Below are 21,840 nucleotides of genomic sequence, written 5' to 3' on the forward strand. Positions count from 1 at the left end.
CGTAAGTAAATAAGTTTTTGGGACTGAAAAAATTTTGTATGACCTTTAGCGATGACAAAGTATTTATCTTGCAATTTAGTAATAAAAATATTAAATGATTATGCAAACAATTCCTATATTAAATGTATAAAAAACATTATAATAGTGAGAAATATGAAATATTTTGTCGAATTAGTAATAAATGCATAGTAAAATGATAGTATTGATAGGTTTTGGATAAAAGTTTTTGGATATAAATAGATATTTTCAATGAAATGGAGTTCGTTTTTATGTTGAAGGAACAAACGAGGTATTCTCGACTTGCGAATATAACTAAAATGATTAATACAAAGCTGGATTTACGTGAAGTTTTAGAGCAAGTCACAATAGCAATTTCTGAAGAAATCGTTCAATGCGATTCTGTTGGTATTTATTTGCCGCAGGAAGACGGGACTTTTAGAGGGTATGTAGGAAAACCGGAAGTTATTAACGGATGGACGTTGGATATGCATGTCATTGATACAGACATTGACCTGCTGGCGAAAGAAGTAATTGAAACAAAAAAAGCCATCTATATACCTGATACATCAAAGGATAGTCGGCCAGATCCGAGAGCAGTGGAAGGGTTTCGAATTAAATCTTTATTCGTTCTTCCTATCTCTTTTGAAGAAGAATTATTTGGTCTAGTTTTTTTATTTGATTACGGAATTCCTATGAACTTAACAGAGTCAGAGATTCAAACGGTTGAGGCATATGTGAATATGGCGGCTGTTGCTATTCAAAATGCGAACAATTTAACTCATAAGGTAAACCTTATTGCTGAAAAACAGCTCTTGCTGGATGTGACACGGGACTTATCTATGTGTTCCTCCATGCAGGAAAGTCTTGATACCTGTTTTTCCTATTTAGGAAAAGTTTTAGACAATTATAATATCGGGGTTCATTTACTAGAGCCTTTAGCTAAGAAGAAAATTAGACCGGTGAAGTTAAGTAAGGGTTCAGAATGGACAGAAGAAGATTGGATCAAGACACATGATAAGATAAAATTTGATAAAAGTAATGATAGAGTCACGCAAGAGGTCATTGAAACAAAAAAGCCAATCTGGATTCCAGATGTTTATGCAGATCCGCGCCCAAACCATGATGTTTGCCGTAATTTTGGTATGAAGGGACTCTTTATGTTGCCGTTGGTTTCAATGGGAGAGGTATTAGGACAAATATCTGTGGTCAATCTAGGAGATAGTAATTTTAGTTATTCTGAAGGACAAATACAGCTGTCGCAATCGATTGTCGATGCAACTGCTTCCACGCTATCAAACCTTTTATATATGGAAAAACAGGAAGTTATTATCGAAGAGAGGACCTCAGAAATTACGGTTAAAAATAAGGAACTGGAACGAGTAATAACGGAATTGCAGCAGCTTAGTCGTGAGAAGGAATTGATTCTAAATTCTGCTGGAGAAGGAATTTTCGGTTTAGACCTTGATGGAAATATTACCTTTTGTAACCCAGCTGGTGCCTCCATGTTAGGCTATGATATAAAAAATGAATTAATAGGAAAACCATCCAGTATGGTTTTCAACGGAATTGAAACAGGAAAGAAAAAGCAGGTGGCATCAGGTTGCGATGAGAATTGGAATCTGTACGATAAAACCGAGCAATTTTTTAGAAAAGATCAATCCAGTTTTCCAGTGGAGTATGTAATTTCCTCTATAAAAGAAGGGACCGAGATTGTCGGAGAAGTTATTACTTTTAAAGATGTAACCCAAAGGAAACAAATGGAGGAAGAAATAAAATATCATGCTTATTTTGATAGTTTAACAGATTTACCTAATAGAGTTCTACTAAAGGACAGGCTAACTCAAGGGCTGACATATGCTCAATTACATGCTGAAAAATTAGCAGTTCTGTATTTAGATTTAGACAGGTTTAAGTTTGTGAATGATACGCTCGGTCATAGCTTCGGTGATCTGCTGTTGCGAGAAGTTGCAAATCGATTAAGTGATTGTGTTCCTAAAAGTGCTACGGTCTCGAGACAGGGCGGGGATGAATTTACTATCTATTTACCAAATATTAAAAGTGAAAAAGAAGTGTTAAAGGTAGTAAATCGTGTCATTGATTCTTTTTCAAGGCCATTTAATTTAGTAGACAATGAAATCTATATGAAAACGAGTATTGGTATTAGTATATTTCCTGATAATGGTGATACGACTGAAATCTTAGTTAAAAATGCAGACACAGCCATGTACAAATCGAAAGAAATATCAGGAAGTAGCTATCATTTTTTCAGTGAAGGAATGGATACGAGAACTTTTGAAAGTATCAAGCTAGAAAATGATTTGTATAAGGCATTGGAACAAGAAGAACTTGTGATTTATTATCAACCGCAAATAAATGGTAAAACGAATAGGATTGAGGGTGTAGAGGCTTTAATTAGATGGAAACATCGAGAACATGGGATGATACCGCCTGATAAATTTATCCCAATAGCTGAAGAAACTGGATTAATAGTCCCGATAGGTGAATGGGTTCTAAAAGAGGCCTGTAGGCAATTAAAGAAATGGCATGATCAAGGTTCCCCATTAATTAGTATGTCTGTGAATTTATCTGCACGTCAATTTGAACAAAGTGATTTATTTGCTATGGTCAAAAATGTTTTAGAGGAAGTAGAGCTATCTCCGAAGTATATACAACTAGAACTCACTGAAAATTTAATTGTTAGAAATACGGAATCAACTTTAAAAACAATGAAGAAATTAAAAGGTTTAGGAATCAACCTCGCTATTGATGATTTCGGGACTGGTTATTCATCTTTAGGTTATTTAAAGAAATTGCCTATTTCAACGTTAAAAATTGATAAATCCTTTGTACAGGATATGACAAAAGATGATGCAGCTATTACGAATACTATTATTACGCTCGCTAAGAATTTGAACCTTGATGTTATTGCTGAAGGTGTTGAGACAAAGGAACAGGTCGAATTTTTATCAGCACGAAATTGTTATTTGATGCAAGGGTATTTTTTCAGCCGTCCTATGGCAGCTGAAGACATCGAAAAACTTTTTTAAATAGAGAAATAAATTAAAAATGAATGGAGCATACACATGAAAGCAGCCCGAAATGTATTAGAATATTTAATAGCTAATGAAGTTAAGCATATATTTGGTATCCCAGCTGGTTCTGTAAATGCGTTTTTTGACGAACTTTATGATATGCCTGAATTAACACCAGTCGTAGCGAAGCATGAAGGGGCGGCATCCTACATGGCTGCCGCTTATGCTAAATACACAAATCAGCTAAGTGTGTGTATTGGTTGTAGCGGACCAGGTGCCACAAATCTTGTAACAGGTGCTGCTAATGCTATGCGAGAGCATTTACCTGTTTTATTCATTACAGGTGCCGTACCTCTTAGTACGGTAGGTTTGAATGCATCACAAGAATTAGATGTAGAACCAGTCTTCAGGCCTGTTACAAAATATAGCGTTACGGTTAATGATGTAAAGGATGTACTTAAAGAAGTCGCACTAGCAATTGAAATTGCTATATCAGGAGTACCAGGACCTGTACATATTGCGATACCGATTGATATTCAACATGAAAATATAGAAAATGTTGAAATGCCACCACTTCCAAAAAGACTTCCTATTGTTCCTGGTCTAGAAAAAATAAAAGAAACAGCTAGAGAATTGGTAAAAAGGGAGAAGGGTTATATTTTTGCAGGACAGGGAATAAGAAACTCTGTTGAGTCATTAATAGAGGTGGCAGAATTGCTGAATTGGCCAATTATAACAACTCCACAAGCTAAGGGATATATCCCTGAGGAACATCCGCTTTTAGTCGGAGTGTTTGGATTTGCAGGTCATGAGGCTGCCTCTGCATTGATTAATGAAGGGGATGGAAAAGCATTATTAATTGTGGGCTCCAGTTTAGGGGAAACTGCGACAAATAATTATAATGGAAACTTAATAAAAAATCGCTTCTCTGTTCAAATGGATTTTGACCAATCTGTCTTCAATCGGAAGTACAAAGTGGATATTCCAGTACTAGGCGATATCAATTTAAGTTTATTAATGTTAATAGAAGAATTAAAGGCTTTAGGGTTGCAAAAGGATAGCGCTGAACTTACCGTTGAAAAGAAGAAAGAGGAAGAGAATATAGAGGAATATAATACGAAAAATGTTCTCCTAAACCTTCAAAAATGTTTACCGTCAACTACTAGATATACCATTGATATTGGTGAATTTATGTCGTATGTTATTCATCACATGAATGTCATAGATTTTGACTCCTATAATATTAATGTACATTTTGGCGCAATGGGAAGCGGAATTGGTTCTGCGATTGGTTCAAAACTGGCTGAACCGGAGCGTCCGGTTGTATGTATTACTGGTGATGGCTGCTTTTTCATGCACGGGTTGGAAATATTGACTGCGAAGGAATATAATTTACCACTTTTATTTGTTGTGATGAATAATGCCCGTTTAGGGATGGTATATCACGGTCATTCGTTACAGTTCCGTAGGACTCATCCATCCTTTGAACAGGAATCAATTAATATCAGTGCTATGGCCGCAGCTATGAATATTCCAAGTTACAGAATCACTGAATTAGAAGATATCAATCAAGATGTTATAAACAACTTAATGAATGTAAATGGGCCAGCAATTCTAGAGGTTGCCTTAGTCGATAATAATACTCCTCCTATGGGAGATAGAGTTAAATTTTTATCGTCTTTTGGAAAATAAGGTTGTTTGATTCACTAATAAAAAAATCATATAGGAAATCCCTATATGATTTTTTTATAAAGATTGATATGAATCGTGAATTACCTTAAGAATTGTTCCGATGACCTGCCCTTTAAATTCGTCTGGAATTGCTTCTCCAGATGGATTTGAGTAATAGTAACATCCTGCCCTTTCATCGCAAGAGAATCCAAAGTTTGTTAATGATCGCTTTAGGTCCTTCGGCAATTCTTCTAATCCAGTGTGCTCAGTGAAATAGTCAGTAGGAAAAACCTTTACATCGACATCCCCTAATCCAGTATGAACAACAAATAAATCTTGTTCATCACGAACAACCCATTGATTTTTAGAAAATAAAGAAATTCTTGCCCCTTCTAAAGAGGATATTGCATCTAAGTTAATACCAAAAATTTGATTGATAAGTTGGCGGATTTCTATTCCTGTGGCCTTTCTTCCATAATGGGTGAGGGTAGAATCTATGGCCTTTATAGCAATGTTCTCAGTTGAGGAACCTGATCTTGCCATTATCCATTCTTTTGATAGGACAGGTTTAGTTGTTAAATCAAATTTGAAAATGGACATTACAATGTTACAAATCTCGGTACTGGTTATTTTTCCTTGGTGAGAATCAAGATGTTTGTCCATTAATTCTACTTTGTTCACTCGGTCTGCACCTTTTTCTAACATTTACAACAAACTCCATTCATAAAAGTAAAGTATGTTTTTTTATCAATAACATAGAAAGAGTTTAAAAAATTCTTGCCCTTTCGCTAAAAATATAGACTGGATATTCTCCACTTAACTGAAAGCCCTTAAAATGCTGTTATTCTATTATACTAATTAATACCTGTGTGTTGTTATAAAAAAATTAAGATATATTTTATAGAAAAAAAGAATTAAAAAGCATTCCAATCTCTTCCTAGATTTAATCCTAACTAGCATGAATCCACCTAAGACTACAAAACCTTCCTCTAAAATGTTAAAGTAGTAACTTAACGACATTCATTTACACATGCTAAAAGCATTACTATAATCAACATTTCAGGAGGAAACCCAATGGCAATGAGCAACAACGATATATTAAAAAGAGTAAGATATGCTTTAGATATAAAAGATATAGATATGGTAGAAATTTTTAAACTTGGCGGAATGGAAGTAACGAAAGAAGACGTAGTTGATATGCTTACAAAAATAAAGAGAGCGCCTCAGTACGAACCCGAAAACCCTGATGTAGAAGAAGATGAGTACGTAAAAACATGCGATATGATGATGTTAGAGGCATTTTTAAATGGATTTATTACTTTAAAAAGAGGTAAGCAAGATCCGAAACCTGGACAACCGGCACCTGTACAAAGCAAAGAGAGTGCGAATAACCTTCTTTTAAAGAAAATGAAAATCGCCCTTTCATTAACGAGTGAAGATGTACTTGATATACTAGATAGCGTAGGCGTTAAGGTGACAAAAGGAGAACTAGGCGCTCTATTAAGAAAAAAAGGTCATAAAAATTACAAAGAGTGCGGCGATAGATACGCAAGGAATTTCATTAAAGGATTAGCTGTAAAGTATAGAGGATAATGATTCCGTTAAAGCGGTAAATGATATAATAGGTAGAGTAGGACGTTTGTATCCTACTCTTTTTTATTTGTAAAAATAATATGCTAGGTGATGAAATGGTACATACATATTTAGGCGAAACAATTAATTTTCATATAACTTATAAAAAGAAAAAATCGGTGCGTTTTTTGGTGGATTCTTACGGGAATGTTGAGGTGCAAGCTCCGAAAGGGACACCTGTTGAATATTTAGTCCAGTTGCTAGAAGAGAAGTGGGATTGGATTCAGGCAACACGTAAGGAAATGGCGGAGCGAGCGCGTGGACCACAGGAAAAGGATTATGATCAAGGAGAAGGCTTTTTGTATTTAGGAAGTACGTATCCGATACAAATTTCTCAAGATACAAATATTACGCAAGACAATGCAGTGTTTGAAGGAGATAAGCTACATATTTATGTGAAAGATCTTAAAGATGAGAAAATACAGCAAGCTTTAAAACGATTTTACTATAAGCAGTGTAAGTCATTAGTAGAGAAGAGTATTAAAGCGCATCAAAGTAACTTTAAAACAAAACCACGTTCTATTCGTATTACAGATAGTAGTCGCACGTGGGGTACTTGTGATTCGAATTTACAACTAACCTTCAATTGGAAGCTAGCGATGGCACCACAGCGAGTAATTGATTATGTAGTTGTTCATGAAATGTGTCATATGGTTCATTTAAATCATGATCGCTCTTTTTGGCGTCTTGTCGGGAAAATCATGCCTGATTATAAGGAAATGGAGAACTGGTTAGCGTTATCTAGTTGGAAGATGACGGTTTAGTGATGCACTTATTGTCAATCTTTGTCGGTAAGTCGATATATTTGGAAAACCGCTGATATATTTGGGGTTGCGGTCGATATGTTCAAGGAAGAGAAAGCAAAAGGAGATGTTACAGCAGACATCTCCTTTTTTCTGGTGTAGCAATTATCTTCCAAACTTCACAACAAAATCTCCATCCACCTTCTCCATTTCATACCCACGATACCCTTCCGAAAGCAACGCCTGTTGTCCACCAGCATTGTTCATTGGAATGCTCTTAATATCGGTCCAATCCCTTTCATTGTCCCCACACAATTCCTTCACAAAAACATACCGCATACTACCACCATACTTCTCCTTCAGTGCAGCAATCTCCATCCCTTGTGAGAACTTATCTTTTAAACTTGGAATGTTAAAAGGTGCAACAGTGCAGCACACATAATCATATTTGCCGTTTTCTTTTTGTAATTCGTCCATGATGACTGTCGCTAATATTTTTTGCATCCCATTTCCGCGGCAGTTCGGATGAACGTTTGAGATTTCTTGATAGATGACGCGGTGTAGTTCACTTTCTGGTAAGCCGATATCAAGTCCTAAATGTTCATCGTCGATAGGAGGGACGAGTAGGGCGCGAAATGCGATGAGTTCGTTTTTGATAAAAGCACCGATCATCATGCCATTTCCTTCTAGAATGTATTGAAATTCTTCTAACGATAGTGGTTGTAAGCGACTTTTATCCTCAAGCGTCTCAACTACAACGTTTTGTAGTGATAAGATTTGTTCGATGTTCTCTAGTGTGAGTAATGTAACGTGAAATTGCTCATTATTTTGTTTTAATCTGCCTTCGTATAGAACTGTCATGCGTTAGTCCTCCTTTAGCGTACAACGTCTTGAAAGACGGTAAGTTCTTGCAGGATATCCTCATTTATTTCAATGCCGAGTCCTGGCTTTTCGTTTAAGCGAATAAATGGTACGTCGTAATGTAAGTTTCCGATGTCTTTCGTGAACTTTAATGGACCTGTTAGCTCGACGCTCGTAATGATTTTTTTCGAGAAAGCGACATGGAATCCTGCGGAAGAGGCAACGGATGATTCGACCATAGATCCAACTTGGCATTCAATGCCTGCCATTTCAGCTTGATGAGCGAGTTTTACAGCGGGATATATGCCGCCGCATTTCATTAGTTTTATGTTTACTTTATCAGCAGCGTCTAATTTAATGATTTGGCGCATTTCACGAGAACCTTTTAATCCTTCATCAATCATAAGCGGAAGGTCTGTTTTCGAACGAATGTGAGCCATTGCGTCAATATCGTCTGCGACAACAGGCTGTTCAATCCAGTCGATGTTTACATGACCTAATGAACGAAGTGCTGTTAATGTGTTGGCGCTATTTTTCCACCCTTGGTTTACATCAACGCGAATCGCAATATCATTTCCTACACGTTCACGTACCGCTTCAATTCTTTTTACATCTTCTTTTACATTTGTACCGACTTTCATTTTGAAAGATTGGTAACCTTTTTGAATCATAGAGGCAGCTTCTTCAGCCATTTCTTCTGGATTTGCGATACTTAAGACGTGAGTGACAGGAAATTCTTCATGGTAGCGTCCGCCAATTAATTGATATATAGGTTGATTTAGTTTTTTGCCCATTATATCAAAACAAGCAATATCTATTGCAGCTTTTGCAGTAGGAACACCGTAAATTGTATTGTCCATCATATCGTGTATTTTCTCGATATTCATTGGATTTTGCCCGATAAGAGCAGGAGCTAGTGTATGCTTTAAAGTATGGAAAGTACTTTCCCACGATTCGCCTGTAACGTGATCATCAGCGACGCCTTCACCATAACCGATAATGCCTTCGTCTGTTTCCATTTTGACAATAATAGAAGGCATATCAGAATAAGAACCGTAACTAATAACAAACGGATCGCGAAGCGGTAAACGAATTGCATAAAGGTGAATAGCTGTAATTTTCATTGAATAAAGACCCCTTCCTGTTTACAATGGTTTTGTACATTTGATATAGTTGACGTTAAATAGTCGTTAATTAATGATAAGGAGTTAGAGAAATGATGATAAAAATTGCAGTTGTCGGTTCAAAAGAGTTTATGGAGACACTTTTACCTATTGCTCATAAAATAGAAGAAATAGAAATTGATCCATATATTTACCTTCATCCAGCAGAATCTTCTGAACTATTAAAGCGTTTAAAGCCTTGTGATTTCATCTTTTTCTCAGGTGCTTTACCTTATTATATGGCAAAAGAAATAAGAGAACAATTACGAATTCCGAGTACGTACTTACAGCAAGACGAGACAACCATCGCATCTTCCATTCTTTCTGTCATGTATCACCAAGGTATTCAACCACATCAAATCTCAATTGATTTAGTAGACCGCTCATTTATTGTAAATGTGCTCGAGGATATCGGTATAAAAGAAAGTCCACAAGTGTTTGATTATGAAAATATGCTGTGGAGTAAAGATGAAATAAATAGAGTTATTGATTTTCATGTAGCTAAATATCAATCTGGAGAAGCTCATTTAGCTTTAACTAGTATTCATGCTGTCTATGATGAACTTCAAAAAATAGGTATTCCTTCAGAACGTATGATAGATCCAAAGCAATCTATTATACATGGGTTAAAAGATGCAAAAATAAAAGCTGAGTTAGCAAGAAGCCATTCAGCTACTGTTGGTGCTTGTATTATTTCTTCTTTAGAATTACGAGATGTTTTGCTTGAGCAATTAAATGTCATTTCAAAAGAACTACGTGGTTCATTTAAAACAATTGATGAAATGACGTTCATTTTGTATACAACTCGTGGTGATATTGAATCCATTATAAAAACAAATATGATAAATAATTTATTTGCGAGTATAGAAGGAACGATAGCTATTGGATTTGGTTACGGAAAAACTGTGAAAGAAGCGGAGCAAAATGCTAAAATCGCCCAAGGTTTCGCGAAGAATAATCCAATAGACCACTGTTTTTATATACTAACAAGTGATAAAGAACTATTTGGTCCGTTCCCGAAAGAACAGAGAGTACAAAGTTTGAAGAACGACAACCCGGAACTAATGAAAATAGCGAAGGAAACGAAACTTAGCCCAGCAAATTTATCAAAGATTATTCAATTTAGTCAATCACATCCGTCATTGAAGTTTACAGCAGCAGATCTTTCTGAATACTTACAAGTGACTCGACGATCAACTGAAAGGTTATTAAAGAAACTAGTTGATTATGGGTATGTTCATATTTGCGGCGAGGAAATGCCTTATCAACAAGGGCGTCCTCGCGCAATATACGAACTGAATTTACCGTTATCTTTAAGCTTCTAATTGAGCTTTTTGTTTTTTTAGTAGTTCCGCTTTTTCAATGTCAGATAGTTTCGTAATTGTGAGACCAGTTATACCGTAAATAATCGAGATAATAGGTACGATGAAATTCAATATAGCATAAGGAGCATATTCGAAAGCACCTACGCCGAGTGTTGCGAGTATAAATACACCGCATGTATTCCAAGGTACAAAAACAGAAGTTAATGTTCCGCCATCTTCTAATGCTCTGGATAAATTTTTAGAATGTAGTCCTTTTTCTGTGTATGCATTCGCGTACATTCTTGAAGGAACAACAATCGAGATATATTGTTCAGAGCAAGTAAGGTTTGTTGCAAAGCAAGATGCGATAGTTGAAGCGATAAGTCCTTTTGCTGATGTCGCTAATTTTAAAATTTGATTTACAATGGAGCGAAGAATACCTGTATGTTCTAATACTCCTCCGAAAGTCATAGCGACAATGGTCATAGAGACGGTATTCATCATAGAGCTTAAACCACCACGATTAAATAGCTCGTCTACTAGCTTGTTGCCAGTGTCTATGACAAATCCACTTTGGAGTGCAGCAACAGCTGATGAGACAGAACCACCTTGAATAAAGACTTGTGATAAAAATCCTAAAATAATACCTACGAGAATAGCTGGTATAGCAGGAACTTTTTTAGCAACTAACACCATAACGACTACAGGTATGATTAGTAGGAAAGGCGAGATAACAAAGTTTTGCTGCAATACTTGTAACGTTTGCTCGATACTTTTTGCATCAATATTGTTAGCGCCGAAGCTTCTTCCTAAGAACGCATAAACGATAAGCGTAATAATTAAACCTGGAATTGTAGTAAATAACATATGACGAATATGTGTGAATAAATCTGTATTTGTTAATCCTGCGGCTAAGTTTGTTGTGTCTGAAAGCGGTGACATTTTATCGCCGAAATAAGAACCGGAAATGATAGCACCGGCAACCATTGGAGCTGGGATTCCCATACTAAGGCCAATGCCCATTCCTGCAACACCAATTGTTCCCATTGTAGACCAAGAGCTACCAATAGCTAATGCAACAATAGAACAAATAATTGTAATTGAAACTAAAAATAGTGATGGAGTTAATAGATTTAAACCGTAATAAATCATTGTTGCGACGATTCCACCACCAATCCAAGCACCGATCGTTAAACCTACTAGGATAATGATAACGATAGCGGGTAATGCGAGGCGAATTCCTTTATACATTGCTTCTTCAATGTCGTTCCATTTGTAACCGTAACGCCAAGCAACGATAGAAGCAACGGTTGTACCGATAATAAGTGGGACGTGAGGGCTTTGTTTTAATACAACAATTGTAACCATCATAACTGCAACTGTAATGATGATAGGGATCATGGCTACACCAAAAGGTATTTCTTTTTTCATAAATGTCCTCCTTGTTATATATTTTTGTTTGTATTTTTAGAATTGTCGTAAAATAGACGTTTATTAGGTTATGATAACTAAAAATATATGTAAGCGTCAACACAAAAGACAGAAAATAAGTAATATTCTAGTTGTTTGTTTAGTTTGTAATATAGATGTAGAGTAAGCTTTTTCAGTGTTTAAAAATAAATAATTGACTTTTTTCTTAAAATTCAATATGTTCATAAAAACATCTGTTTTTCATAAGTATAATTAACCTAAATGGTTTTGGAATTTGGGAAGGAGAATGTAGCTTTGAAAACATTAGAACTACAAGAGCGTTTAACTGAAATTTTTCAGCATTTACATGAAAACCCTGAAGTGAGTTGGAAAGAGTATGAAACGACAGCGTATATTACTAACTTTTTAAAAGAAGAAGGAATTTCATATAAAATATTTGATGATTGCCCAGGCGTGATTGCTGAAATTGGAAGCGGAAATCCTGTTATTGCGATTCGCGCTGATATGGATGCACTTTGGCAAGAAGTGAATGGAGAATTTAAAGCGAATCATTCGTGTGGTCACGATGCTCATATGACGATTGTAATGGGACTTATTTTACAATTAAAGAATATGAGATGGAAAAGTGGTACAGTTAGATTTATTTTTCAGCCAGCAGAAGAGAAAGGGAATGGTGCTTTAAAAATGGTAGAGAAAGGTGCTGTGGATGATGCGGATTTCCTATTCGGTGTTCATTTGCGCCCGATTGAAGAACTATCTTTGAAACAGGCTGCCCCATCAATTCGTCACGGAGCAGCAGGATTTTTAGAGGGTACGATTCACGGAGAAGATGCACATGGAGCACGCCCACATCAAGGGATAAATGCAATTGATGTTATTTCCATGATTAATATCGGTTTGAAAAACATATGGCTACCACCGCAAAGTTCCTATTCAGTAAAGATGACGAGGTGCCAAGCTGGTGCTGATAATTTAAATATTATTCCGGGTAACGGGCATTTTAGCTTAGATGTCAGAGCGGAGAGTAATACATTATTAGAAGAATTGAAGAAAAAAATAGAGCATGTCATAGAATCAGCTGCATCGATGGGATCGAAAACTTCATATGAGTGGATTGATCTCGCGCCAGGAGCTGAAGTTTCAGAAGAAGCTGAGCGATTTATGCGTAAAGGTATTCTTGAAGTGTATGGGGAAGATAAATGTACGGGGCCGCTTTATACGACAGGAAGCGATGATTTCCATTACTACACAGTGAAGAGACCACATTTAAAAGCTGTCATGCTTGGATTAGGAGCAGACCTACAACCTGGATTACACCATCCGTATATGAAGTTCGATCATAGTTGTATTATGGATGGGGTAGAAATATTAAAACAAACTGTATTGAAAGTGTTAGAAGACAGGGGCTAGGAAGCTCCTGTTTTTTTGTAGGAATTTGTCGTTAAGTCGATATATTGAGAAAATCGTCGATATAATTTCACGTACCTATTGACTTGATGAAAAATGAGTCTCCAGTACATGGTGTATAATAATAAGTACCATTTCTTAATAGGAGAAGTCGAATGAACGAACAATATTATGATGCAGTTTTAAATATAAAAACAGTCGGTGAGCAAAAAGGATTTAACAAGTCTATGCATTATCATCGTTATGAACCGACGCCGTATAGCGGATTAGATGAGTTATTGAATCAATATGAAATAAGAAGTAGTGACCAGATTGTAGACTTTGGATGTGGAAAAGGACGATTGAACTTTTATATGCACCATAAGTGCGGTGCTTCAGCGATTGGAATTGAAATGAATGAAGAGTTTTATAAAGAAGCGTTGGATAATCTTGATCGTTATGCACGCAAGGTAAGAAACAGTAAAGATAAAATTGGGTTTGAATGCTGTTTAGCGCAGGAATATGAGATTGATCCGCGTGATAACCGATTTTATTTCTTCAACCCATTTTCTGTACAAGTATTTATGAACGTAGTAAATAACATTTTACTTTCTGTAGAAGAAATGGGGAGAGAAGTGGATATTATTTTATATTATCCTTCTGAGGACTATATTTTCTTCTTAGAAAATCAGACTGCGTTTGAGCTGAAGAGGGAAGTAAGATTGCCTGGGGCTTATGAGAAGAATGGGAATGAGAGGTTTTTAGTGTATAGATTGGAGTGTTAATGTATGGGTGCTTGGGGAGTAGCAATATTATCAGACGATATTGCTGAAGATATTAAGTTACTATATAAGGATTTGTTAGCAAATGAATATTCAAATGAGGAAGCAAGTAGGATTGTAATTGAGGAGTACAAGAATGAATTAGATGATGAAGAAACTATTGCCTTTTGGTTAGTATTTGCTTCCATACAATGGAGGTTAGGGAGACTTCAAGAGAATGTTAAGCAGGAGGCATTGCAAATAATAGAGAGTGGTACAGATTTAGCTCGCTGGGAAGAAGAACCTAAATTACAGAAGAAACGTGAAGTAGTTTTAAATAAATTAAGAGAACAGTTAAATTCTCCGCAGCCAGAAGCGAAAAAAGTACCGAAGAGATTTATAGCTAATACTTCTTTAAAAGCAGGTGATGCTGTTAGTTATGAATTAGTATCGGGGAATTATATTATCCTTAAAGTCATTGAGATTGTTGAGGAATGGCATGGAGATCGATATCCTCTGTTCGAAATGTGTGATTGGGAAGGAAAAGAGATTCCTTCAAAAGAAGAAATAGACCAATTAGAATTGAAAATAAAGATTTATGAGGGTGGAAAACAGGAAGTTGTAAAAATTGCTATTTATCCGGCCGGAAAAAGAGACAGCACATTAAAAAGAATCAAAGTAGTGGCAGAGGATGTAAAAGTAGTATTGGATATAGGGTCGCCGTATACAATACTATGTTGGAAGGATTTTGACGACTACGTAGATACATTGTAATAAAAAAGACGCATTACCTAATTGGTAATGCGTCTTTTACTCACGTCTATATTAGTTACGGATTAAGTAATCAAATGCACCTAAAGCTGCGTTTGCACCTGAACCCATAGAGATGATGATTTGTTTGTACGGATTATTTGTACAGTCACCTGCAGCAAACACTCCTGGTACGTTTGTAGCGCCGTGCTTGTCTGTTACGATTTCACCGCGAACGCGTTCAACTGTTTCGCCTAACCAGTCTGTGTTTGGAACAAGACCGATTTGTACGAATACACCTTGTAATTCAACGTGATGAACTTCTTCAGTTTCACGATCGATGTAAGAAATACCGTTTACTTTATCAGTACCAGTAATTTCTTTCGTTTGAACGTTTTTCAGAACAGTTACGTTTGGTAAGCTGTTAAGACGTTCTTGTAATACAGCATCAGCTTTTAATTCTGGCATGAATTCAAGAACAGTTACGTGATTAACAATACCTGCTAAGTCGATAGCTGCTTCAATACCAGAGTTACCTCCGCCAATAACTGCTACGTCTTTTCCAGTGAATAATGGACCGTCACAGTGTGGGCAGTATGCTACACCTTTATTTTTGAACTCAGCTTCACCTGGTACGCCAACATTACGCCAGCGAGCACCTGTTGAAACGATTACGCTCTTACTTTTCAGAATAGCGCCGTTTTCAAGTTCCACTTCAATAAGTTCTTTTTTCTCTAAACGTTTCGCACGTTGTAGATTCATTACATCGATGTCGTATTCTTTAACGTGCTCTTCAAGACTTGCTACTAGCTTAGGACCTTCAGTGCGTTTTACGCTGATGAAGTTCTCAATACCCATAGTATCCATTACTTGACCACCGAAGCGTTCAGCAACGATACCAGTGCGGATTCCTTTACGTGCTGCATAAATTGCTGCACTTGCACCAGCAGGGCCGCCACCAACAACAAGAACATCGTATGGATCTTTATCAGAAAGCTCTGATGCATCTGGACCGTTACCCATTTTAGCTAAAATTTCTTCAAGTGTCATACGACCGCTTCCGAAAGATTCGCCGTTTAGGAAAACTGTTGGTACTGCCATGATGTCTTTGCTTTCTACTTCCTCTTTGAATGCAGCGCCATCAATCATAGTATGTGTAATACCAGAGTTAAGAACGCTCATTACGTTAAGAGCTTGTACAACATCAGGACAGTTATGACAACTTAGGCTGATATAAGATTCAAAATGATATTCGCCTTGAATGTTTTTAATTTGATCGATTAATTTTTGTTCAACTTTTGGAGCGCGTCCACTTACTTGTAGTAAAGCTAACACTAATGAAGTAAATTCGTGTCCTAATGGAATACCAGCGAATACGACACCAGTGTCTTCACCAGGGCGGTTTACGCTAAAGCTTGGTGTTCTCTCTAATTCAACTTTTTCTACTGTAATCTTAGATGACATAGTAGCTAATTCGTCTACTAGAGCTAACATATCTTTAGATACGTCATCGTCTCCTGCGCTTACTTTAAGTAAAATATCGTTCTCCATTAATTGAAGATATTGGGATAGTTGTGTTTTTATATCTGCATCTAGTATCATTTTGATCGAACTCCTTAGATTTTGCCTACAAGGTCAAGGCTTGGTTTAAGTGTTGCAGAACCCTCTTGCCATTTAGCTGGGCAAACTTCACCTGGGTTGTTACGTACGTATTGAGCTGCTTTAATTTTGTTAACAAGAATGCTTGCGTCACGGCCGATACCGTCAGCATTGATTTCCATAGATTGGATAACGCCGTCTGGATCGATGATGAATGTACCACGAGCAGCAAGACCTTCTTCTTCCATTAAAACGTTGAAGTTTGTAGTGATTGTGCGAGTTGGGTCACCAATCATGATGTACTCGATTTTACCGATAGTTTCTGAGCTATCATGCCATGCTTTGTGAGTGAAGTGAGTGTCTGTAGATACAGAGTATACTTCAACGCCTAACTCTTTAAGAGTTGCATATTGGTTTTGTAAGTCTTCAAGTTCAGTTGGGCAAACGAATGTGAAGTCAGCTGGGTAGAAACAAACTACACTCCATTTTCCTTTTAAACTTTCGTCAGTAACTTGGATAAATTCTCCATTATGGTAAGCGTTAGCTTTAAACGGTTTTACTTCTGTGCCGATTAATAACATATTAAAATTCCTCCTAAATGTTGGTTTTGAGCATCAAAAAATAGTGTGCTCATAAAATATATTTTTTAATTAACTATAATAATTCTAATTCGATATTAATTATCATATAGAAGTGGTTATTTTGTCAAGAGAATAAACGAACTTTATATCAATTTAATTAATATTTATTCTCAATTAAGGATAACAGGGAATTGAAAGGTAACTTTAAGTTTATAAATTTTCAATGATTGTTTGAAAGAGTAGTGTGTATGTTAGAGATATGGTGTAAGTGTAAATTGTTAGGAAGGAAATATTTCTTAGAAGTTGTCTTTTTGAAAAGGAACTGCTTATTTCTATTTTACAAAGAATTGTGTGATAAATAAAATAAAATGAACTAGAATCTTTTTGAACAATTTTTGTCCTCTCAAATATATAATTAGGAAGCATATTGCAATGATATAGAAACATTGACTCAAGATATTAACAAGATATAATAAAACCTAGATATACCTTTCAAAAAGAAGAAGATATAATATAGGATGAAAAAATTTCACCCTATTATTTTTTATAGTTTTTAGAAAACGCTTACAATTAGTGTGGAGGGGAAACCATGTCTAAGTTCACGAAGTATTTTTTAATGGAAGCTAATGATGTGATTGTATATGTGAAAGAGAAATTATGTAAGTTTGAGGATGCAAAGAGGTTACAGTGTAAAGAAATAGGTGATGGATTGGTTACAATCGACAATGGTAGAGGTCATTGATTTATTTAAGAAGAAGTTTTTAGACGCTTGGGATATTCATGTGACAGAGATTATGGCGAAGGAAGAAGGCTTTAACGAAATCTATTTACAATCTGTATTAGAGGATACAGCTGCGGTGACGGGTCTTGAGTTAATTCGTCGTATTGTTGGGCTAGCGAAAGTACAAGACATTACTTGTATTGAGAATGAGGAAGCACGTGCTAGAGCGGAACGTATTTGTCTTCAAGTTGCAAAGAAATTTATTTTACGAGCGAATCAATATAAAACAGGTACAAGCTTTGTAGAAACGTTAAAAGAACAGTCAATGCACTACGCGAAGTAAGGGGAGAAGATGATGGAAGAGCAATTAATACCAATCCAGTGGAAAGATGATGCTTTAGTTTTATTAGATCAAACATTATTACCGAATGAAGTTATCTATGAATCTTTTAAAACAGCTGAAAGTGTGTGGGATGCCATTCAAGTAATGAAAGTACGAGGAGCACCAGCGATTGGTGTTTCAGCAGCTTATGGTGTGTATTTAGGGGTAAAGGAATTTGTTGAAAGTACGGAAGCTGAATTTATTGATGAAGTAAAACGGGTATGTGCATATTTGGCCACATCACGACCGACAGCAGTAAACTTATTTTGGGCACTTGAAAGAATGGAGGCAGTAGCGCTAGAAAACGCTCACTTATCAATCGCACAGTTGAAAGATAGATTACTAGAAGAGGCAAAAGAGATTCATAGAGAAGATGAAGAAATTAATCGTCAAATTGGAGAACATGCTTTAACGTTATTCCATGACGGAATGGGAGTATTAACACATTGTAATGCTGGTGCGTTAGCGACGACTAAGTATGGTACTGCGACAGCCCCAATGTACTTAGCGAAAGAAAAAGGATGGGACTTAAAAATCTATTCCGATGAAACGCGCCCTAGATTACAAGGTTCAACGTTAACAGCATTAGAATTGCAGCGAGCGGGAATTGACGTCACTGTCATTACAGATAATATGGCAGCTATGGTCATGTCACAAGGGAAGATTGATGCGGTAATCGTTGGATGCGACCGTGTGGCAGCAAACGGTGATGTAGCAAATAAAATTGGAACATTAGGCGTATCTATTTTAGCGAAATACTACAACATTCCGTTTTATGTAGCGGCACCAACACCGACAATCGACTTGAAAACACCGACAGGAGAAGCAATTCCAATCGAGGAAAGAGATGCTTCTGAAGTGATCAATCGCTTCGGTCAATATTCTGCTCCGAAAGAAAGTAAAGTATATAATCCAGCATTTGATGTAACGCCACATGAAAATGTAACAGCGATTATTACGGAAAAAGGGATTGTAAAAGCACCGTTTACGGAGAACTTAAAAAAGCTATTTCAATAAGTATCTAGAGTTAAAAAGTCAGTCATCATAAGCTTCATACTTAGGGGGATGTATATGTTATTACAAAAAGAAAGAGAAGAAATTGTAGCGTATGGAAAGAAAATGATTTCTAGCGGTTTAACAAAGGGGACAGGCGGTAATATTAGTATTTTCAATCGCGAGCAAGGTCTTGTTGCCATTAGCCCAAGTGGTTTAGATTATTATGAAACGAAGCCTGAAGATGTAGTTATATTAAACTTAGATGGCGATGTAGTAGAGGGAGAGAGAAAACCATCGAGCGAACTCGATATGCACCTTATTTATTATAGAAAGCGTGAAGATATAAATGCGCTTGTGCATACACATTCTCCTTATGCGAAGACGATTGCATCATTAGGATGGGAACTGCCCGCAGTATCGTATTTAATTGCTTTCGCAGGCCCTAATGTTCGCTGTGCACCGTATGAAACATTTGGTACGAAGCAATTAGCAGAGGCAGCTTTCGAAGGGATGATTGATCGCCGTGCTGTTTTACTTGCGAATCACGGTTTAATTGCAGGTGCAAATAATATCAAAATGGCATTTACTGTTGCAGAAGAAATTGAGTTTTGTGCACAAATTTATTATCAAACGAAAAGCGTCGGAGAGCCTAAGTTATTGCCAGAAGATGAGATGGAGAATTTGGCGAAGAAGTTTGAAGGGTATGGACAGCAATAGAATGAAACAAGAAAGACCCTCAAGATTTGACTCTTGAGGGTCTTTCTATGCCTTCTTAAGCAACAAATACATAAAGTAAGGAGCACCAATTAAAGCGACAACAATACCTGCCGGAATACCGTTAGGCTCAACGATATTTCGTCCGATTGTGTCTGCTAATAGTAATAGCCATCCGCCAATTAAAAGGGCGATAGGCATGAAGATTTGATGCCTTGGACCTACTAAAGATTTTGCGATGTGAGGAGCCATTAGTCCAATAAAGCTAATTCCTCCTGTTACGGAAACAGCTGCAGCTGCAAGCGCAACGGCCGCCACTAATAAGTATCTGCGTTCTTTTTCAATTTCAATTCCAACGCCAATTGCGACCGGTTCGTTTAATGCTAGAATGTTTAATCGGTTTGCCTTATAGAAAACAAACGGAATGAATACGATTAACCATGGAAGCATTGCTAAAACAAAGATCCAGTCATCTCCCCAAATGTTACCGGCAATCCATTTGGCGATAAAGTCCACTTTCATACGATCTGCGGATGAAATAAGGACAATCATCATTCCGGATAATGCAAATGCAAAACCGATACCGGTTAATGTTAATCGCACCGGCTGAAGTCCAGTTGATTTACTATATGAAAATACGTAGATTAGAACAGCTGTTAGAAATGCTCCGATAAATCCAACGACAGGTAGTAAGTAAAGAAATGAACCTACATCTATTGGAAAGTATAAGAAGAAAATAGCAACAGCAACACCGGCCCCAGAGTTGATTCCGAGAATACCAGGTTCAGCTAAATCATTTCGGGTAAGTCCTTGCAGAATAGCTCCTGATAAAGCGAGAGCCATACCAGCTAATAATGTAATGACAATTCTAGGGAGTCTTAATGAGTATAAAACGAACTCCTCTTTAAAAGTTCCTTGTCCCATTAATGTTGGGAGTAGTCGATCATAAGATAAAGATGCTGAACCGAGCCCCATTCCAATTACAATAGTTGTAATGGTTAGGATAAGTAAAGCGAGTATAATAAGACGTTGTTTTCTTAGAATAGATGGGATCATGAGAACATTTTTCCTCCTTTACGTACAATGAATAGGAAGAATGGTAATCCTACAATTGCGACAATAGCAGCAACTGGTGTTTCGTACGGAGCATTAATGGTACGTCCGATTGTATCTGCAAGTAGCATAAAGGAAGCCCCAGCAATTGCTGACATCGGTATAACAAATCGGTAATCTGGACCGACAATTGGGCGTACCATGTGAGGTACCATTAAACCGATAAATGCCATATTTCCGACAAGTGCTACAGACGCACCTGCAAGTAAGATAATAATGATAAATAGAATGGTTTTAATAACAATAATTTTTTGACCTAGTCCAATAGCTACTTCTTCACTGAAACTAAGAACTGTCAATTTTTTTGCTAGTAAGATAGCGATAAAGATACTAATTGAAATGACTGGAATAATAATTTTTAATTGTCCCCAAGTTGTTCCAATTACGCCCCCAGCAGTCCAAAGTGATACCTCTTGTGAAATTTTAAAATAAATGCCGACACCTTCTGAAATTGCAAGCAAAAATGCTGAAACGGCAGCACCAGCTAATACAATTCGAAGAGGGGAGAGTCCACCTTTTTTCACCATGCCAATGCCAAATACCATAATTGCGCCAATTGCAGCACCGATAAAGCAAGCAAATGTTAAGTAAAGATAGCTGATGGAAGGGTTGAAGGCTAGCGTTAACGCAAGTGCAGCATTTGCTCCACCAGATAATCCTAATAATCCAGGGTCTGCAAGTGGATTTCGTGTTAATCCTTGCATAATTGCTCCAGAAACAGCAAGTCCAGCCCCTACAAAAATAGCAGCAACTTCACGGGGCAAACGTATTTCGCGAATAATAGATATTTTATCCCCTTTAGCGGAGGAAGTGAGTGCTAACCATACGTCTTTTATTGAAGTATCTGCAGCACCTAATACCATTGCCACCATAAAAATAAGAAAGAATGCAATTATGCTTAAAATTAATTTGTATGTAAAAGCTATAGAACGTGTATTGTCATGTTCTTTTGTCATTCGTTTCACATCTTTTCTTTTCATAGAATAAAGGAAGAGGAATT

Annotated in this window: 19 protein-coding genes and 1 pseudogene; 12 read left to right on the forward strand and 8 right to left on the reverse strand. The window is 36.7% G+C overall.

The genetic code is table 11. From position 1 onward, the window contains the following. Positions 1-269 precede the first annotated feature (269 nt). Entirely contained in the window at positions 270-3,047 is a 2,778-nt protein-coding gene (locus tag ACTFRS_RS22940; RefSeq protein ID WP_242294480.1) for a bifunctional diguanylate cyclase/phosphodiesterase, read from the forward strand. A 36-nt stretch (positions 3,048-3,083) separates the two neighbouring features. After that, the gene (locus ACTFRS_RS22945) at positions 3,084-4,724 is read left to right on the forward strand and encodes a thiamine pyrophosphate-binding protein (RefSeq protein ID WP_242294479.1); all 1,641 of its coding nucleotides are present in this window, start codon (positions 3,084-3,086) and stop codon (positions 4,722-4,724) included. Between the two features lie 54 nt (positions 4,725-4,778). Here ACTFRS_RS22945 and ACTFRS_RS22950 read toward each other — a convergent pair whose 3' ends face one another. Continuing rightward, entirely contained in the window at positions 4,779-5,408 is a 630-nt protein-coding gene (locus ACTFRS_RS22950; RefSeq protein ID WP_139869447.1) for a hypothetical protein, read from the reverse strand. A gap of 369 nt (positions 5,409-5,777) precedes the next feature. On the opposite strand from ACTFRS_RS22950, the gene ACTFRS_RS22955 reads away from it, so the two are divergent. Together ACTFRS_RS22955 and ACTFRS_RS22960 are read left to right on the forward strand one after the other, a co-directional pair. Continuing rightward, positions 5,778-6,296, forward strand: coding sequence for a DUF1456 family protein (locus ACTFRS_RS22955; RefSeq protein ID WP_139869448.1), 519 nt, complete (start codon positions 5,778-5,780; stop codon positions 6,294-6,296). Between the two features lie 95 nt (positions 6,297-6,391). Continuing rightward, a complete protein-coding gene (locus tag ACTFRS_RS22960) occupies positions 6,392-7,099 on the forward strand; it encodes a M48 family metallopeptidase (protein WP_139869449.1) in 708 nt (235 codons plus the stop codon). A 144-nt stretch (positions 7,100-7,243) separates the two neighbouring features. Here the strand turns inward: ACTFRS_RS22960 and ACTFRS_RS22965 are convergent, their stop codons facing one another. After that, positions 7,244-7,939, reverse strand: a complete 696-nt coding sequence (locus ACTFRS_RS22965) for a GNAT family N-acetyltransferase (RefSeq protein ID WP_242294478.1) — start codon at positions 7,937-7,939, stop codon at positions 7,244-7,246. Between the two features lie 14 nt (positions 7,940-7,953). After that, positions 7,954-9,063: a mandelate racemase/muconate lactonizing enzyme family protein gene (locus ACTFRS_RS22970; protein WP_431085124.1), complete on the reverse strand. Its 1,110-nt coding sequence runs from the start codon at positions 9,061-9,063 to the stop codon at positions 7,954-7,956. Between the two features lie 92 nt (positions 9,064-9,155). Here ACTFRS_RS22970 and ACTFRS_RS22975 point away from each other — a divergent pair, with 92 nt between their 5' ends. Further along, entirely contained in the window at positions 9,156-10,427 is a 1,272-nt protein-coding gene (locus ACTFRS_RS22975) for a hypothetical protein (RefSeq protein WP_000972831.1), read from the forward strand. Here ACTFRS_RS22975 and nhaC read toward each other — a convergent pair. Then, a complete protein-coding gene (nhaC, locus tag ACTFRS_RS22980) occupies positions 10,416-11,837 on the reverse strand; it encodes a Na+/H+ antiporter NhaC (RefSeq protein WP_000711544.1) in 1,422 nt (473 codons plus the stop codon). The genes ACTFRS_RS22975 and nhaC overlap by 12 nt on opposite strands. Before the next feature lie 294 nt (positions 11,838-12,131). On the opposite strand from nhaC, the gene ACTFRS_RS22985 reads away from it, so the two are divergent. From ACTFRS_RS22985 to ACTFRS_RS22995, 3 genes are all read left to right on the forward strand, one after another. Further along, a complete protein-coding gene (locus ACTFRS_RS22985) occupies positions 12,132-13,247 on the forward strand; it encodes a M20 peptidase aminoacylase family protein (protein WP_431085125.1) in 1,116 nt (371 codons plus the stop codon). A gap of 152 nt (positions 13,248-13,399) precedes the next feature. Then, positions 13,400-14,008, forward strand: coding sequence for an SAM-dependent methyltransferase (locus ACTFRS_RS22990; RefSeq protein WP_001005654.1), 609 nt, complete (start codon positions 13,400-13,402; stop codon positions 14,006-14,008). A gap of 3 nt (positions 14,009-14,011) precedes the next feature. Then, positions 14,012-14,758: a hypothetical protein gene (locus ACTFRS_RS22995; RefSeq protein WP_000501504.1), complete on the forward strand. Its 747-nt coding sequence runs from the start codon at positions 14,012-14,014 to the stop codon at positions 14,756-14,758. A gap of 51 nt (positions 14,759-14,809) precedes the next feature. On the opposite strand, the gene ahpF is transcribed toward ACTFRS_RS22995, so the two are convergent. Continuing rightward, positions 14,810-16,336, reverse strand: coding sequence for an alkyl hydroperoxide reductase subunit F (ahpF, locus tag ACTFRS_RS23000; RefSeq protein ID WP_000599493.1), 1,527 nt, complete (start codon positions 16,334-16,336; stop codon positions 14,810-14,812). A 14-nt stretch (positions 16,337-16,350) separates the two neighbouring features. Beyond that, a complete protein-coding gene (gene ahpC / locus ACTFRS_RS23005; protein ID WP_000924422.1) occupies positions 16,351-16,914 on the reverse strand; it encodes an alkyl hydroperoxide reductase subunit C in 564 nt (187 codons plus the stop codon). 589 nt (positions 16,915-17,503) lie between these two features. Between ahpC and ACTFRS_RS23010 the strand changes: the two genes are divergently transcribed. The 4 genes and pseudogenes from ACTFRS_RS23010 (at position 17,504) to ACTFRS_RS23025 (ending at position 19,730) form a co-directional block, all read left to right on the forward strand. Further along, on the forward strand, positions 17,504-17,656 hold the full coding sequence (locus tag ACTFRS_RS23010) for a 5-methylthioribose kinase (protein ID WP_139869456.1): 153 nt from the start codon (positions 17,504-17,506) through the stop codon (positions 17,654-17,656). Next, positions 17,619-17,978, forward strand: a pseudogene (locus ACTFRS_RS23015) (S-methyl-5-thioribose kinase); the annotation flags it as partial. The gene ACTFRS_RS23010 and the pseudogene ACTFRS_RS23015, both read left to right, overlap by 38 nt. Positions 17,979-17,987: 9 nt before the next feature. After that, positions 17,988-19,034, forward strand: a complete 1,047-nt coding sequence (gene mtnA, locus ACTFRS_RS23020; RefSeq protein WP_440025183.1) for an S-methyl-5-thioribose-1-phosphate isomerase — start codon at positions 17,988-17,990, stop codon at positions 19,032-19,034. Between the two features lie 54 nt (positions 19,035-19,088). Further along, on the forward strand, positions 19,089-19,730 hold the full coding sequence (locus tag ACTFRS_RS23025; RefSeq protein ID WP_000926547.1) for an L-fuculose-phosphate aldolase: 642 nt from the start codon (positions 19,089-19,091) through the stop codon (positions 19,728-19,730). A 45-nt stretch (positions 19,731-19,775) separates the two neighbouring features. Here the strand turns inward: ACTFRS_RS23025 and ACTFRS_RS23030 are convergent, their stop codons facing one another. Continuing rightward, on the reverse strand, positions 19,776-20,783 hold the full coding sequence (locus ACTFRS_RS23030) for a FecCD family ABC transporter permease (protein WP_000613093.1): 1,008 nt from the start codon (positions 20,781-20,783) through the stop codon (positions 19,776-19,778). Further along, the gene (locus tag ACTFRS_RS23035; protein ID WP_242294474.1) at positions 20,780-21,820 is read right to left on the reverse strand and encodes a FecCD family ABC transporter permease; all 1,041 of its coding nucleotides are present in this window, start codon (positions 21,818-21,820) and stop codon (positions 20,780-20,782) included. Before ACTFRS_RS23035 ends, ACTFRS_RS23030 begins: the two co-directional genes overlap by 4 nt. Positions 21,821-21,840: the final 20 nt, after the last annotated feature.

The organism is Bacillus cereus group sp. MYBK139-1 (genome assembly GCF_051916915.1).
Classification (GTDB): Bacteria; Bacillota; Bacilli; order Bacillales; family Bacillaceae_G; genus Bacillus_A; species Bacillus_A pacificus.